At 66.8% G+C, this 15,746-nt stretch carries 12 protein-coding genes and 1 tRNA gene; 6 read left to right on the top strand and 7 right to left on the bottom strand.

The features are described from left to right. The first annotated feature begins 13 nt into the window (after positions 1–13). From KQ910_RS12090 to KQ910_RS12105, 4 genes are read left to right on the top strand one after another with little or no spacing between them, the layout of a single operon-like run. Positions 14–868, top strand: a complete 855-nt coding sequence (locus KQ910_RS12090; protein WP_216960163.1) for a VOC family protein — start codon at positions 14–16, stop codon at positions 866–868. A gap of 8 nt (positions 869–876) precedes the next feature. Then, complete coding sequence (locus tag KQ910_RS12095) at positions 877–1,413, top strand: hypothetical protein (RefSeq protein WP_216960165.1); 537 nt, start codon at positions 877–879, stop codon at positions 1,411–1,413. Position 1,414: 1 nt separating this feature from the next. After that, positions 1,415–2,401 (top strand): ketopantoate reductase family protein, encoded by a 987-nt coding sequence (locus KQ910_RS12100; RefSeq protein ID WP_216960167.1) that lies wholly within the window; start codon positions 1,415–1,417, stop codon positions 2,399–2,401. Positions 2,402–2,418: 17 nt separating this feature from the next. Further along, positions 2,419–2,823: a DUF1801 domain-containing protein gene (locus KQ910_RS12105; RefSeq protein WP_216960168.1), complete on the top strand. Its 405-nt coding sequence runs from the start codon at positions 2,419–2,421 to the stop codon at positions 2,821–2,823. Positions 2,824–2,958: 135 nt separating this feature from the next. Here the strand turns inward: KQ910_RS12105 and tldD are convergent, their stop codons facing one another. The 5 genes from tldD to KQ910_RS12130 form a co-directional block, all read right to left on the bottom strand. After that, on the bottom strand, positions 2,959–4,320 hold the full coding sequence (gene tldD, locus KQ910_RS12110; RefSeq protein WP_216963806.1) for a metalloprotease TldD: 1,362 nt from the start codon (positions 4,318–4,320) through the stop codon (positions 2,959–2,961). 206 nt (positions 4,321–4,526) lie between these two features. Next, the gene (locus KQ910_RS12115; RefSeq protein ID WP_216960170.1) at positions 4,527–5,450 is read right to left on the bottom strand and encodes an NADP-dependent oxidoreductase; all 924 of its coding nucleotides are present in this window, start codon (positions 5,448–5,450) and stop codon (positions 4,527–4,529) included. A 10-nt stretch (positions 5,451–5,460) separates the two neighbouring features. Next, positions 5,461–6,432, bottom strand: coding sequence for a zinc-binding dehydrogenase (locus KQ910_RS12120; protein WP_216960172.1), 972 nt, complete (start codon positions 6,430–6,432; stop codon positions 5,461–5,463). Positions 6,433–6,497: 65 nt separating this feature from the next. Next, the gene (locus KQ910_RS12125) at positions 6,498–6,929 is read right to left on the bottom strand and encodes a nuclear transport factor 2 family protein (protein WP_216960174.1); all 432 of its coding nucleotides are present in this window, start codon (positions 6,927–6,929) and stop codon (positions 6,498–6,500) included. 73 nt (positions 6,930–7,002) lie between these two features. Continuing rightward, positions 7,003–8,544, bottom strand: a complete 1,542-nt coding sequence (locus tag KQ910_RS12130; protein ID WP_216960177.1) for an AMP-binding protein — start codon at positions 8,542–8,544, stop codon at positions 7,003–7,005. An 88-nt stretch (positions 8,545–8,632) separates the two neighbouring features. Here KQ910_RS12130 and KQ910_RS12135 point away from each other — a divergent pair. Further along, positions 8,633–8,717, top strand: a tRNA-Leu gene (locus KQ910_RS12135). A gap of 166 nt (positions 8,718–8,883) precedes the next feature. Here KQ910_RS12135 and KQ910_RS12140 read toward each other — a convergent pair. Continuing rightward, positions 8,884–13,557 carry a M10 family metallopeptidase C-terminal domain-containing protein gene (locus KQ910_RS12140; RefSeq protein WP_216960180.1) on the bottom strand — a complete coding sequence of 1,558 codons (4,674 nt, stop codon included), beginning with the start codon at positions 13,555–13,557 and terminating at the stop codon, positions 8,884–8,886. A gap of 359 nt (positions 13,558–13,916) precedes the next feature. On the opposite strand from KQ910_RS12140, the gene KQ910_RS12145 reads away from it, so the two are divergent. Beyond that, positions 13,917–14,072 carry a hypothetical protein gene (locus KQ910_RS12145; protein ID WP_216960183.1) on the top strand — a complete coding sequence of 52 codons (156 nt, stop codon included), beginning with the start codon at positions 13,917–13,919 and terminating at the stop codon, positions 14,070–14,072. A gap of 79 nt (positions 14,073–14,151) precedes the next feature. Here the strand turns inward: KQ910_RS12145 and KQ910_RS12150 are convergent, their stop codons facing one another. Continuing rightward, positions 14,152–15,702 carry an alkaline phosphatase D family protein gene (locus tag KQ910_RS12150; RefSeq protein ID WP_216960186.1) on the bottom strand — a complete coding sequence of 517 codons (1,551 nt, stop codon included), beginning with the start codon at positions 15,700–15,702 and terminating at the stop codon, positions 14,152–14,154. Positions 15,703–15,746: the final 44 nt, after the last annotated feature.

The following is a 15,746-nucleotide window of genomic DNA, read 5'->3' on the forward strand; positions in this document are numbered from 1 at the left end:
GTAAGGTCGCGGCATGCTCGATCGTTGCGACCGCGTTCAGATCGCCGTGCACGACGCCGCCAAGGCGGCGCAGCGCTTCGGCCAGTTGCTTGGCAGCCAGGTGGCGCGCCACGACCATAGCCGCCACCTGTCGGCCAAACGCACCATCCTCGCCGTCGGCGAGAGCGAGTTCGAGCTCTGCGAGCCCGATGGCGCGGGCCTTACCCAGGATTTCCTCAGCCGTCGCGGCGAGGGGCTGATGACGGCGGGTTACTGCACCGCCGATCTCGACGGCATGGTGAAGCGCTGGGAAGGTCTCGGCATCGGCTACGACCGCGACAACGGCCAGCTCTACCTCGCGAACGACGCGACCTTTGGCCTGCCCATCGTGATCTCCGAGAGCACCTATCGTCCCCGCGTGGGTCCGGTGTCGTTTCTCTACGAAACGACCAACACGCTGATGAGCGACTGGCGCCGCGTCGCCGCGGTCTATGCGGGCCTGTTCGGGCTCGACCCGTCGCGCTTCAGCGAGATCGGCAGCGAGCGCTTCGGCTATATCGGGACGCTCACTTTGTTCGATCCGCCCAACCGGCTCGACCGCATCGAGCTCAGCCAGGTCACCGACAACGTCCATTCGATGGGCCGCTACGCCCACAAGCACGGCGATTCGCTCTACATGTGCTACGTCGAGGTCCACGACTGGCCCAACGTCCGCCAGCGCCTGCTCGACGCCAATGCCCGCTATACGCCGCGCGGCTCGGACCCGGTGACCGATCCCGACGGCGGCTGGATCCATCCGAAGGAACTGCACGGGGTGTTGCTCGGCGTCTCGCGCACGGGCCTCGCCTGGGACTGGTCGGGCCGCGAGGAGCTGGTGCCGCCGGTATGAGTTCGAACATGAAGCGTCGTTCGCTCGTTGCGATGCTGGCGGCGCTGCCGCTCGCAGCACACGCCCAGCCGGCCGACTGGCAGACCGTGGTCGGGCCCGACCTGCGCTTTAGGCTGGAAATGCCGGCGCCGGTCAACAAGACCTCGGCGGGCGAGAAGGAAAAGGGCCATGCCGGCGAGCGCGTCGCCTGGGCCTCCAAGCGCAACGGCGAGATGTTCGACTTCGACTATGTCGACTACGAGCCGGGCTGGTTCTCGGCCAAGAACAGCAAGGAGATGGCGCGCGATCTGGGGCGCGGCGAGGCCGAGAAGGCCTTCCCGCGCAACAAGTTCAAGTACGTGCTCGACGAGCCGGTGACGCTGCAGGGCTGGGACGGCTACGCGCTGGACATCGCCGACCACGAGAACGCGCTGGTCATGATGCGCACCTACATCGTGAAGGACCGGCTCTATCGCCTGCTGGTGACGGCGAAGAACGACGAGGAATCGCGGGCGGCGGCCAACCGCTTCCTCGCCTCGCTGCGGCTGGCGGAGACCAGAAGCTAGGATGCGTATCTGTGTTTTCGGCGCCGGTGCGATCGGCGGCAACTATGCAACGCGGCTGGCCGATGCCGGCAACGAGGTCTCCGTCGTCGCGCGCGGTCCCCATCTCGAGGCGATCCGCGCCAACGGGCTTACGCTGCTGACTGGTGACAGGAAGATCGTCGCCAAGGTGAAGGCGAGCGACAAGCCCGCCGAACTCGGCCCGCAGGACGTGGTGATCTCGACCCTCAAGGCATCAAGCCTGTCGGCAATCGCCGACACGGTCGGGCCGCTGCTGGGACCGGGCACGCCCGTGGTGTTCGCGCAGAACGGCATCCCCTGGTGGTACGGACACGGGCTCGGCAAGGATCGACCCAGGGCGCCCGACCTGTCGCGCCTCGATCCCGGTGGTGCCCTGCTCAAGGCGGTGGGCTTCGACCGCACGCTGGGCGGCGTCATCACCTCGTCCAATCACGTGATCGAGCCCGGCGTGGTGCGCAACATCTCACCCGACCGCAATGTGCTGTGGGTCGGCGAGCCCGACGACCGTCAGACGCCGCGCATCCAGAAGCTGCGCGAGACGCTGATCGCCGCCGGCATCGCCTCGCCCTCGACCACCGACATACGCTACGACATCTGGCACAAGCTGATGGCCAACTTCACGGGCTCGACGCTCTGCCTCATCCTGCGCCAGCCCACCACCATCCAGGCGACACCAATGGTCAATCGCCTCGCGCGCCGCGCCCATGCCGAGGCGCTGGCCATCGCCGCCGCCCACGGCGTCGTGCTCGACGATTCGCCCGAGGTCCGCTACGGCCCCAAGCGCGTCTATCCCGACCATCGTCCGTCGATCCTGCAGGATTACGAGGGCGGCCGACCGATGGAAGTCGAGGCGATCGTGCGGGCGCCGCTCGCCTTCGCGCGCAGCGCCGGCCTCGACACGCCCACGCTCGACGCCATCGAATCGATTTGCGTCAGCCTCGCGGAATCGAAGAAGCTGTATCGGTCCTGACCGCAAGGTAAGGGAACATGGCGAAGTCCGCCGCTTCGGCCAACATCGACGCCCGCATCAAGGAGCTGGGCGACTGGCGCGGCGAGACGCTCGCGCGCGTCCGCAAGCTGATCCATGAGGCCGATCCGGCGATCGTCGAGGAATGGAAGTGGCGCGGCGTGCCGGTCTGGGAGCATGACGGCATCGTCTGCACCGGCGAGAGCTACAAGCAGGTCGTGAAACTCACCTTCGCACGCGGCGCGGCGTTGCCCGATCCGAAGATGCTGTTCAATGCCAGCCTCGACGGTAATGTCCGCCGTGCCATCGACATTCCCGAGGGTGCGAAGCTGAACGAGACGGCTTTCAAGACCTTGATCCGCGCCGCTGTCGCCGTGAACAAGCAAGCGTTGGCCGAGCGGGCCGCTAAAAAGAAGAAGCGGTAGCGAGTGCCTCTCATGTTCCTCTCCCCCGCTAGGGGGAGAGGCTAGGTGAGGGGGTGACTCGATATGTTCGTGCGCAACCCCCTCACCCAACCTCTCCCCCTATCGGGGGAGAGGAGAGTTTGAGGGATGCCCAGATCAGGTCGCGGTGCCGCCCACGGTGAGGGCGTCGATGCGGAGCGTCGGCTGGCCGACGCCGACGGGGACGCCCTGGCCGTCCTTGCCGCAGGTGCCGATGCCGGGGTCGAGCGACATGTCGTTGCCGACCATGCCGACGCGCGTGAGCGCCTCGGAGCCGGCGCCGATCAGGGTGGCGCCCTTCACCGGGCGGCCGAGCTTGCCGTTCTCGATCAGGTAGCCCTCGGTCACGCTGAACACGAACTTGCCGGACACGATGTCGACCTGGCCGCCGCCGAAGTTGGCGCAGTAGAGGCCCTTCTTGACCGAGGAGATGATCTCCTTGGGGTCTTTGTCGCCGCCCAGCATGAAGGTGTTGGTCATGCGTGGCATCGGAGAATAGGCGTGGCCCTGGCGACGGCCGTTGCCGGTCGGCTTCACGCCCATCAGTCGGGCATTCATGCGGTCCTGCATCAGGCCGACCAGGCGGCCGTCCTCGATCAACACGTTGCGCTGGGTCGGCGTGCCCTCGTCGTCGATGGTGAGCGAACCGCGGCGGTCGTTCAGCGTGCCGTCGTCGACCACGGTGACGCCCGGGGAGGCGATCATCTCGCCCATCAGGTGGCTGAACATCGAGGTCTTCTTGCGGTGGAAGTCGCCTTCCAGCCCGTGGCCGACCGCCTCGTGCCACAGCACGCCCGACCAGCCGGCGCCCAGCACGACCGGCATCTCGCCGGCCGGCGCATCGACCGATTCGAGGTTGACCAGCGCCTGGCGGATCGCCTCGTCGGCTTCCTTCTGCCAGTAACCCGGCAGGAAGATGTCGCCATAGGCGGCGCGGCGGCCGCTGCCGGTGCCGCCGGCTTCCATGCGCGTGCCGTCGGCGCAGACCACGCTGACGTTCAGCCGCACCAGCGGCCGCACGTCGGCGGCGCGCCAGCCGCCGGCGCGCACGATCTCCACGACCTGCCACGAGCCCGACAGCGAGACCGAGACCTGGCGCGCCTTGGGCTCCTTGCCGCGCACATAGGCGTCGATCTCCTGCATCAGCGCGACCTTCTTGGCGAAGGGCACGCCGTCGATCGGATTGTCGTCGGCATAGAGCAGCCGGTTGGTGCCGCGCGGGGATTCGTCTGACTTGCCACCGCGGCCCGCACGCACGGTCTTCACCGTCTCGGCCGCCCGCTTCAGCGCCTGCTCGTCGAGCGCCGAGGCGTGGGCGAAGCCGGTCACGTCGCCCGCCACGGCGCGCAGGCCGAAGCCCTGCGAGGTGTCGAACGACGCGCTCTTCAGCTTGCCGTCGTCGAACGACAGGCTCTCGCTCTGGACATATTCGAGGAACAGTTCGCCGTCGTCGGTGCCGGCCAGCGCGTCATCGACCATCTTCGCGGTCTTGCGCTGGTCGAGGCCGCCCTTGCCGAAGAACAGGCCGTCGGCGGTGGCGAGATGGTTGATCGACTTGCTCATGGGGGTATCCTTCAGACTTCCTCGTCAATCCTGAGCTTCGTCCTGTCAGGACGACATCGAGGCCTCAGACGACGAGGACCATCTTCAAAATGGGCATCTGCACCGATGGGCGCAAGCGCCGCTCACCGCAGTTTGAGCACCAGCTTGCCCTTGAGGTGACGGCCGGCACTGACCCGCAGCGCATCCGCCGCCTGGGCCAGGCCGAATTCGGTGATCGGAGGCACGCGAACGGCGCCGATGCGATGAAGCTCCACGATGCGCTCGAGGTGCGCGCGGGTGCGGGGAACGGCGGGCCGCAAGGCGGTGACATCGCCGCGGTCGGGCTTGGGCGCCTGGGCACCCGAGGCGATGAAGGCCGCGCGTCCACCAGGCTTCAGAACCGAAAACGATCGCATCGCGACGTCGCCGCCCACGGTATCGAACACGGCATCACAATCGCTTACCGCCTTGGTGAAGTCGGTCGAATTGTAATCGATGACCTGATCGGCGCCGATCTCGCGCAGATACGGCGCGTTGGCAGCGCTTGCCGTGGTGATGACATGGGCGCCGATATGCTTGGCGAGCTGAATGGCGAAGCTCGCCACGCCGCCAGCACCGCCCTGGATCAGGATCGTTTCGCCCTTCTGCAGCTTCAGGGCGTTTTCGATGGTGCACAAAGCCGTCAGGCCAATGAGCGCCAAGGCCGCGGCTTCGACATGCGTGAGCGTCGCCGGCTTCTTCGCAACGATGGCCGCGCCAATTGCCAGCTTCTCGACATAGGTGCCGTCGCGGCCGGTTTCCAGGACGCCGAACACCTCGTCGCCGACACGCAGGTCCGACACGCCCTCGCCAAGCGTCGCGACAACGCCGGAGAAGTCGCGTCCCAGGCTCAAGGGAAAGCGGGGCTGGCCGGGATACTCACCGGCGCAGACTTTCGCGTCGGCGCCATTGATGCTGGCTGCCGTCGTCTCGACGACGATCTGGCCCGGGCCGGCGACGGGATCGGGGAGGTCGCCGACGATCAGAACCTCGGGTCCGCCGAATTTTTCGATGTAAGCGGCTTTCATGAGGTACCTCTCAGACGACCAGGACGATTTTGCCGAAATGAGCGTTCGCCTTCATGTGCGCAAGCGCGGCGGCCGCCTCGGACAGGGGGAAGGTCTTGTCGATCGGCAGGCTGAGCTTGCCCTCCTCGATCGCCGTCCACAGGTCCTTGCGGGCGGCCTGCACGATCTCGCGCACTTCCTCGGGGCTGCGGGTGCGGAAGGTGACGCCGATGTAGTCGATGCGCTTCAGCGCATGCAGGTCGAAGTTGAACTCGCCCTTCATGCCGCCCAGGCGGCCGACATTGACGATGCGGCCGAGGATGGCGGCGGCTTCCATGTTCTGGTTCATCACGCCGCCCGAGACCTGGTCGACGATCAGGTCGACGCCCTTGCCGCCGGTCGCTTCCTTGACCTTCTCGGGCCACTTCGGGTCGCGCGTGTCGATCGCGACGTCGCAGCCGAACTCGCTCAGCCGCGCGCGGCGGCCATCGTTGGTCGAGCTGCCCAGCACCACCGAGGCACCCATGATCTTGGCGATCTGCATGCCCAGCAGGCCGACGCCCGAGCTGGCGCCCTGGATCAGGACGGTCTCGCCCTTCTTGAGGCGGCCGGCGCCGACCAGCGCGTTGTGCATGGTCTGCACGGCGACCGGCATGCAGGCGGCCTGCTCGTAGCTCATGTTGTTGGCCGGGATCTTGTGGGCGCGGCCGGCATCGGTGAGGGCGTATTCGGCGAAGCCGCCGGCCGCCGAGCTCATGACGCGATCGCCGGGCTTGAAGTCCTTCACGTCGGGGCCGACCGCCTCGACCTCGCCGGCGCATTCCAGGCCCACGATGGTGCCCGGGCCGCCGATGCGGCCGTGCGCATGGCCCGAGGCCACCGCGAGGTCGGCGCGGTTGAGCGAGGCGGCCTTCACCTTGATCAGGATCTCGTTGGCTTTGGGCGCGGGCTTCGGCGCGTCGGTGTACTGGACGCCCTTGTCGGTGACGACGGCTGCCTTCATGGCGGATCTCCCTGAAATGAGTTTTTGCTTCAGGGATCCTGCTTAGCAGGCAGGGCGCGCGGCCTCTACGGCTGGGCCATGCCCCTCACGTATTTCTTCACGATCGTTTCGTCGGGCGGGTAGTGGGCGGGCTGGACAGGCGTGATCTGCGCCTGGATGCACTTCCAGACGCCGTCGCGGCGGACATAGACGTCCGTGTACATGGTCATGCCGGTGATCTCGACGCCGTCCCGCACGCGCACGCTCTTGTTGGTCGAGCGCAACAGGGCGGTGTCGCCGAACACGTCGATCTTCTCGTCGCGATAGTCGAAGTAGGGGATGCGGGCGGGATCGAAGCCATCCGCCCATTCCTCCAGATAGTCGGCGCGGCTTATCCGCAGGCCGGCTGGCGAGATGCAGATGAAGTCCTCGTGCAGGATCGCGTCGTGCCCGGGCACGTCGTTGGTGATGAAATTATGGATGAACCTGGCATTCAGCGCGCGCAGTTCCGCCGTCATGGCAACCTCTCTTTCGATGAGTCAACCATATAACCGGTTATATAGTTAAGTCCAGACCCGTCTGGCGACGCGCCTAGCCGATCTTGCTCGTCCGATCCTGCCAGTAGCGGTCGCGCAGAAGGCGCTTGTAGAGTTTGCCGGTCGGATGGCGCGGCAGTTCGGCCTCGAAGTCGATGCTGCGCGGGCACTTGATGGCGGAGAGGTGCTGCTTGCAGTAGGCGATCAGCTCCTCGGCCAGGGCGGGACCGGCCTCGGCCATGTCGCGCGGCTGCACGACGGCCTTCACTTCCTCGCCGAAGTCGGCGTTGGGCACGCCGAACACGGCGCAGTCCATCACCTTGGGATGATTGATCAGCAGGTTCTCGCATTCCTGCGGGTAGATGTTCACCCCGCCGGAAATGATCATGAAGGCCTTGCGATCGGTGAGGTGCAGGAAGCCGTCGGCGTCGACATAGCCCACGTCGCCCAGCGTGCTCCAGCCCTTGGGGTGGCGCGACTCGGCGGTCTTCTTCGGGTCGTTGTGATACTCGAACGGGCGGCCTTCGGCGAAATAGACCGTGCCGGATTCGCCGGTCGGCATCTCGTTGCCCTCGTCGTCGCAGATCCTGAGCTTGCCCACGATGGCGCGGCCGACCGTGCCCTTGTGCGCCATCCACTCCTGCGAATTGCACATGGTGAGGCCGTTGCCCTCGGTGCCGCCGTAATACTCCCAGACGATCGGGCCCCACCACTCGATCATCGCTTCCTTGGTCGGGATCGGGCAGGGGGCGGCGGCGTGGATCGCGCACTTCAGCGAGGAGACGTCGTACTTCGCGCGCACCTCCTGCGGCAGTTTGAGGAAGCGCACGAACATCGTTGGCACGACCTGCGTGTGCGTCGCCTTGTGCTTCGGGATGAGCGACAGATATTCCTCGGCGTCGAAGTGCTCCATGATCACCGACGTTCCGCCCAGCCGCATGACGCTCATGTTGAAGCGCAGCGGAGCCGCATGATAGAGCGGCGCCGGCGACAGATAGACGGTGTTGCTGTCGATGCCGTAGAGCTTGCGGCTGATCGCGAGCAGCGGGTTGTCGAAGTCGATCGCCTGCTTCTCGACCACCGGCATCACGCCCTTGGGCCGGCCTGTCGTTCCCGACGAGTAGAGCATGTCGTGGCCCGCCGTCTCGTCGGCGATGGGCGTCGCGGGAAAGCGCGCGACCGCTTCCTCCCAGGACTCGTAGCCGGGCACGGTACCGCCGATCATGAAGCGATGGGGCGCGCTCTTCATCAGCGGCGCCAGCTCCGCGGCCTTGTCGGCCAGGCACGTCGAGGTGACGAACAGCCGGGCGCCGCAGTCGGTCACGATATAGTCGACCTCGGCGGCGGTGAGGCGCGAGCTGATGGCCGTGTAGACCAGGCCCGAGCGCTGGGCGCCCCAGCAGATCTCGAAGAAGCGCGGATTGTTCTCGAGGAACAGCGCGACATGGTCGCCGGCCTTCAGGCCGAGCGACCGGAAGAGTTGCGCAATGCGGTTCGACTGCTCGTCGAGCTGGCGGTAGGTCACCGTCTCGCCGCTGCCGGCCATGATGTAGGCGGGCTTGTCGGGATGGGTGCGGGCGTGATGATAGGGATGCATGAGGGCCGCATAAGAGCGGACAGAAAGTCCGCTCGCAAGCGTTGACCCGGTTCCGCCCATCGGCTTTATTCGCCGCGCACGACGATGTGCCCCCGTGGCGGAATTGGTAGACGCGCCTGACTCAAAATCAGGTTCCTCACGGAGTGTTGGTTCGAGCCCGACCGGGGGTACCACCCTTCTTTCTTTCGCTTCATCAGCTGCCGCTCCGCCTCGAGCGGCAGGTGGTACGATGCCTCACGACGCGTCGTGTCTGCGGCGACCGGCGGCTGCCCGAACGCGAGACGGGGGCGAGCGGCCCTGTCCTGACAGCGCCGGCAGGCCGCGGTGCCGGACCGCCAGTCAGTTCATCAGATAGCCGTGCCCGTAGGCGCTGGTGAAGTCGAGCTGGACCACGAGATCGTTGAAGTCGTGGTCGCCGCCGCCCGCGCCCGCTTCCCATCCCCAGGTGTTGAGGCCGTAGTTCCACAGGTGGCCGACCGGCTGTCCGCCGGCCGTCTCGTTGGCCTGGGAGAAGGCCCAGTACGTGTTGCCGGTTGTGATGTTCTGCAGCTGCATGGCGATGATGTCGCCCGGGCGCACCTGGAACGTCGCCTCGCCGGGCTGGCCGTAGCCCGGTCCGGTCGCCGAGGTCGGGTCCGATACCGAGCCGCCCGAGGTGAGCGTGTACGCGGCTGCGAGGGCAGCCGCAGCATATCCGGCGTCGCCCGGCTTCATGCCGCCGACCGCGCCGGTGTAGTCGTCGACCTTGTAGAAGCGGACGGCGAGGGCGTCGGTGTCGGACTGGCGGAGACGCACGATGGCGGTGCCGTCCGGCTGCTGATCCGGATCGACGGTCGGTACCTGCACCGTTTCCGCGACGGCAACCGGCCGCGCCAGGCGCACAGTGCTGCCGTCGGCGGTCTGAAAGTCGATGAATCCGAAATCGCTGGTGAGCAGGCCGGCCGACCCGGAGGCCTGGCTGCCGTTGATCGCGACCGAAAGCGCGTCGCCCGCCTCCACCGTCAACTCGTGGAGGGCGCCCTGCTGCTGCCTGTCGAACAGAACCATCAGGTCGGAAGCGAACCCCTCCTGCTCGACCTGGCCCGCGAAGCGCGAGGTCCAGGCATAGGCATCGGTCGCCCGGCTGATGAAGTCGAGCGTCTCGTCGCCGGCCGAGACCGACACGGTGCCGCCCGTCGTCGAGGCCACACCGGTGGGATTGTGAAGCGTCGTCTGCACGAGCAGCGTCTCGCGCGTGCCGGCTTCCCAGCTGCCCCCGTTCAGATCCGCCACGTCCGGCACCGTCTCCGAATAGTTCATCTGGGACTGCGCGATGGCGGTGAGAGCGCGGGCCAGCAGCAGGCCGTTGGGCGAGCCGAGACCGGAGGCGAGATCGTAGCCGGGGCCGGCCGCGTAGCCGATGTTCGTTGCGGTCAGTCCCAGGGGTTCCCCCCCTTCGACGTACGAGGAATTGTTGTTGCCGATGGTGACGTCGTTGAAGGAAGCCGGCGCGACGGCGGCCGCGATGTAGAGCAGATCCGTCATGTAACCGAGGGCCGGCAGGTGCTGGTCATTGAAGACGGCGTTGATCTGGAGGGCGAGCGAGGCCCAGAGCGGCGTGGCGGCGCTCGTGCCGCCGTCGCCGCGTGTCCCCTGCAGGTCGGGGGTCGGTACGGTGTAAAACGTGTTCCCGCTCGCCAGCGCCGCTACGTCCGGCACGCCGCGACCGGTGACATGGGCTGAATCGGTGGTGACCGGCGGCGCGAAGGGCAGCAACGCGCTCTGGTACCAGGGCGTGGGTTGGGTGTAGTCCACGCCTCCATTGCCTGCATCGTTGCTGGTGTAGCTGGGATCGAAGACCCCCGGGCTGAGGAGGTTGTAGTGGTTCCACACCGTTTCGACGAACCAGTCCCCGTCGGTGCCGGTGTCCGTGCCGGTGGGGGGTGGGGTCGTGAGTCCGCCGGCGACGAGCTGCCAGAGGATGCCCAGGTCGCCCTCCTGCGCCAGGCCGAGGATGTTCGTGAAGGCAGGATTGGTGCTTTGTCCGTTCAGTGTTGGATCACCGCTGGCGACGGCGACGGTGCTTGTCGACGTTCCGCCGACAATGACGCTGTACTCGCTGGCCCGCGCGTTCGAGGTGTTCGTGAGACCGTTGCCCAAGGCATAGCTCGAGCCGCCATCGCCGCTCGACTGGAACACCGTGATGTTGCGTAGAGCCGCGTCGATCATCAGCTCGCGGGCGGCCCACAGGAACGGCGAATCCACGCCGGCCTGCGCCGCCGTGAAGCGGAACGACGACGACACGACCGAGGCCGGATCCCGGTCGAAGAAAGCCGACTGGTAGGCGGTGTAGACGGAGGCGCCGGCATTGTCCGCGGTGCCGGAGCCCGCGTAGAGCGCCAGCGTGCTGTTCGGATTGATGGCCGTCGCCACGCCCACGTCGAGCGACCGCTCGCTCGTGTCAGCGTTGCCGGACAAGGTGCCGCCCTGTTGCTGGCCGATGACGTGGGCGCCATTGGTATCGGTCACCTTGATCGTATTGCGATACTGGTCAAGCAGCTGCGCGAAGCCGCTGTCGGTGTTCGGGATGGCGAGGCCGCTCGCGCCGCTCGCGCCATACGTGTCGGTGCCCATGCCCGGTTCGATCAAACCGAGCTTGCCGGTCTGTACATGGGCATGGGAGATGAGCGGGAAGTTGTAGCGCTCGGCGACGATCTGCGGATTGACCGGAAAGGGGCTGCCGTCATTCGCACCGTTGCCCTGGCCTTGCGGACCGGGGGGGATCGTGTAGGTGCTGGCGGGTACGGTGCCGTCGGGCAGCGTGCCATCAGGCAGTGTGCCATTCGCTCCGACGACCGCGGCCATGTTGTAAATGTAGTCGATGTCGAACGAGAGGCCTTTGACCGTACCCAGCGTCGAGATGGCGGGATTGAGGACGAGATTGCCGTTCCAGTAAAGGTCTGACCAAGAACTGTCTGCATTGGCCGGGTTGGGCGGCGTCCCGAACAGCTTCGTCCCGAACAGGGTGGAGAACTCTGTCGGCGTCAGGGAGACCCAGACTGTACGAGAGTGGGCAGACGATTCGTAGGCAGGGTTCGTCGAGCGTGCGATCTGAAGCTCGTCGAGAGCCGAGATGAGGTCGTTGTAATCCTGCTCGCGGGCGCCGTAGACCGAGAACGGATCGTCTCCCAGCAGGGCCAGCGCCTTCTGGCGGGTTCCCCAGTCGCTCTGCAGCAACCGGGTCGGATCGAAGGCGCGCTCCAGCACCAGCCCCACGTTGATGTTGTCGGAGAACGGGGTCATGCCGGTCGGCATGTACGCAGGATCGGGATAGCCCGTGCCGTAATAGCTGTTGTAGTCGAAGAACGACCAGCCGTTGGGTTCGCTGGAGGCGAAGGCGATGTCGGCGGTCGTGAGCGCGTTGGGCGCGGTGAAAGAAATCGCCAGGTCTGTCGCCGAATCGAAGCTTCCCGGCGTCCTCTGCAGGTAGAGCACCGTATCGGTCGCGTTGGATTCGATCAGCACGTTGGCGCTGGTGAAGCCGAGCGCCGAGACGTCGATCGTGTCAGAGCCACTATGGAAGCCGACGATCGTGTCGTAGCCCGTCACCAGATTGCTGTCGCCATAGGCGGTGTACACGAACGTGTCCCCGCTCGTGCCGGCGTAGAATTGATCGCCACCGCCGCGGCCGTCGAAGATGCCGGCCTTGTTGCTGGCCTGGATGATGTCGACGCCGTCCGAGCCATTGACGTTGGGGACGTTGGCGATCGAATCGACGAAGGTGTAGGTGCCGTTGTCGATCACATAGGCGTTGTGGCCGTGATGCAGGTCGACGTAGATGCCGCGCCCCGCGCCGGTGATGGCGCCATAGTCGACCGTGTTGTTGGAATACTGGCTCGTGTCCGCTGCCGAGGCACCGCCCCAGATCTGATTGTAGGTGGCATTGCCCGACAGGAAGAGATTCGTGCCCTGACCGCCGTAGAGAGCGTTGCTCCCGCCGCCGCCGTCGAGCGTCGCGACAACGTTGTAGCCGATCTGCTGCGTCGGATTGGCGATCAGCACGTCGTCGCCGGCGCCGCCGGTCAGCTGGCCGCCGTTCTGTGCACCCACGATGACGGCGCCGCCGGAGCCGGCGGTGACCGAACCGGAGATCCTGCCGAGCGTCGCGTCGAAGATCTGGCTGGTGCCGTCGCCCAGCTGCACGTTGCCGTCGATGGTGCCGGCATTGCCGAAGAAAGCGCCGTCGCCGTCGCCGAAGGTGATGCCGCCCATCGTGCCGTAGTTCAGCCCATAGGCCTGGTTGCCGTTGCCCCAGGTCAGCGCGCCCATCGTGCCGAGGTTCAGGAACTGGCCGTCGTCGCCGTCGCCGAAGGTGACGTCGCCGCCGCTGCCCACCGTCGCGCCGGTGATGGAGCCCGTCGCCAGGTTGCTGAAGGAGGCGCCATCGCCATCGCCCAGCACGAGATCGCCGTTGATCAGGCCGCCGTTGAGGATCTGCTCGGTGACGAGGCTGCCCTCGGCATCGTAGCCGCCGATGATCGTGCCGGTGATGCCGTTGACGAGGGAGAAGAGGGAGGTCGTGGCAATGCTGCCCACCTGGGAAATGGCGAGGCCAGCCGAGGTTACGAGCCCGTTGTTCACGATCTGCCCGGCGCCGTCGACGCTGATCGCGCTGCTGGTGGGCGCGGCCGCGCTCACGATGCCGGCGTTCTGGATATCGACGCTGCCGCTCGCACCGGTGGCGACGGCGACGATGGCGGAGCCGATAGTCGAGCCGATGGTCCCGGCGGCGAAGTTCAGGATGGTGGTTGTCTGGTTCTGGGCGCCGAGCGAAATGCCGGCATCGTATCCGAGGATCCGGCCATTGTTCTGGACGGTTCCGCCGCCCGGCCCTGTCACGCCGACGAAGCCAGCGCTGCTGGCTATGATGATGATGTTCAGCGGAACGAGGAGCTCGTCGTCCGTTCCGGGAAACACGAAGCCATTGCTTGTGGTTGTGGTGGTGGTGGTGTTCGTCGCAATGAAGGTCGCCATTCCGCTTCAACCCCGAGACTGCTCGCCCCCGCGATCAAGGTGCGGGAACCATAAATTTGTCCAGAAATCCGACGTGGCGCTACCGGAAACGAGCAGCCGTCGCGTCGCACTTTTCCGTCAAAGTCCAGCTGCTCTGGGGGATCGCCCCCTCTGCGAAGTGGCCTCCGCCGCGTCGCCGAAGAAACGCTCGGGCGGGGAGATCGCGCGGGGACCGCCGACGATGGTGCCCACCTGTTGAAGGATGCCGGGCGATAGGCACGGCCCAACCATCAGTTCGAACTTTTTGCCAAGCCCTGCCGCAATCCGGCCTGCGCCTTCCTGTTGCCCGGCATCACGAATCAACCGGGAAGGAGAGTTCCATGAACACAACCGTTATCGACCGGGACCGGACAGCGACCTTCGGCACCGACCGGGCAGGGAGCGAGGCATCCCTTCAGGTGAAAGATGTCGCCGCCTTCATCATGGCGGCGGTGATGACGTTGGGCCCGCTCGCGGCTACGACCCTGTTTCGGTAGGACTCGTCAGGCCGCCCTCCCATCAGGCGGATCGCGAGTTGGTTCACGAACGCCAACGGCATGCCGTTCGCGCCGGTCCTTAAGCCTGCCGCGCGCCCACCGCGCCATCCTCGACGACGAAGGTCGCGAGCCGCGCGACCGTGCCGTCCTTCTTCTTTTCGTCGTCGATCACCTCGAAGCCGACCGTGCAGCGCGCCGGCGTAAGGTCCACGGTGGCGTAGCCGCGGCGGTCGCCGCGCGCGTACTTCACATGAGGGTTGGCCGCGAGGGCGTCGCGCAGGCCCTTCGCGCCGGGGCCTTCGGAGGTGATGGACGTGCCGACGAATTCGGTCGCGACGGGCGGTGCCGTTGGCCGCGTGGGGTCGCGGGCGAGATCGGCCACGAAGAAGGCATGGCGGTCGCCGCCGATGACGATCGGGTTGCGCGGCCGGTGCGTGGCGATCGAGTCGAGCAGGCGGCGCCGCGCGTTGGGATAGCCGTCCCAGCCGTCCATCCAGAAGCGATGCGCGCTCTCGGTCGGCCGGTCGAGCTCGGCCATCAGGGTCTGCTGCGCGACGACGGTCCAGCGTGCCTTCGAATTGCGGATCTGCGTGTCCAACCACGCCTCCTGCGCGCGACCCAGCATGGTGCGCTCCTCCAGCGTGCGCTCGGGGCAATCGGGCACGGTGACGGGGCGCGCACCGTTCACGCAGGCCGGCGCCGAGCGATATTGCCGGTCGTCGAGCAGCATCACGTCGAGCATGTCGCCGAACCGGTAGCGCTCGTAGATCGTGGCGGTCGGGCCGCGCGGCCGCGCCGAGGCCGTCAGCGGCATGTGCTCGTAGTAGGCCTGGTAGGCCGCCGCCCGCATCTTCAGGAAATGCGCGGGATCGCGCGTCGTGTAGGAACGGTCGTCGGCATAGTCGTCGGCAACTTCGTGGTCGTCCCAGATCGACAGCCACGGCGCAGCGGCGTGGGCGGCCTGCAGGTCGCCATCGAGCTTGTACAGCGCGTAGCGGTCGCGGAATTCCGGCAGCGTCGTCGGGATGCCGACTTCGTGCCGGCGCACGAGTCGCGATCCCCAGGACTTCTCGTAGATGTAGTCGCCGAGATGGATGACGAGATCGAGGTCGCGCGCCGCCATATCGCGATAGGCCGCGAAATAGCCCTGCTCGTATTGCTGGCACGAGGCGAAGGCGAAGCGCAGCCTCTGCGGGGCGCCGGTGGCGGCGGGCGCGGTGCGGGTGCGGCCGGTCGGACTCTGGGCGGTGCCGGCACGGAACCGGTACCAGTAGGGACGCCCCGGCTTGAGGCCGCGCACGTCCGCATGAACCGAATGGGCGAACGCCGGGACGGCCTGTTCGGTGCCCCGCGCGACGATCCGGGAGAAGGATTCGTCCTCGGCGACCAGCCAGTCGACCGCGACAGGTGTGTCCGGCATGCCGCCCCCTTCGAGCGGCTGCGGCGCGAGGCGCGTCCACAGAACGACGCCGTCTTCGCGCGGCGCGCCCGAGGCGATGCCCAGGGTGAAGGGATCGCCGGAGAAGCCCGGCGGTGCCGCGCGCGAGATCGCGAAGGGGGCTGCGACCAACGCACTCCCCAGCGACCCTGCCAGGAAGCCGCGGCGGGCAAGACCCCGGTTCGTGCTCATCTCGCCGACCTCCGTTGCGCGGTCCGCGACACCGCTTTAGGGAC

This window comes from Reyranella humidisoli (assembly GCF_019039055.1).
Lineage (GTDB): Bacteria > Pseudomonadota > Alphaproteobacteria > Reyranellales > Reyranellaceae > Reyranella > Reyranella humidisoli.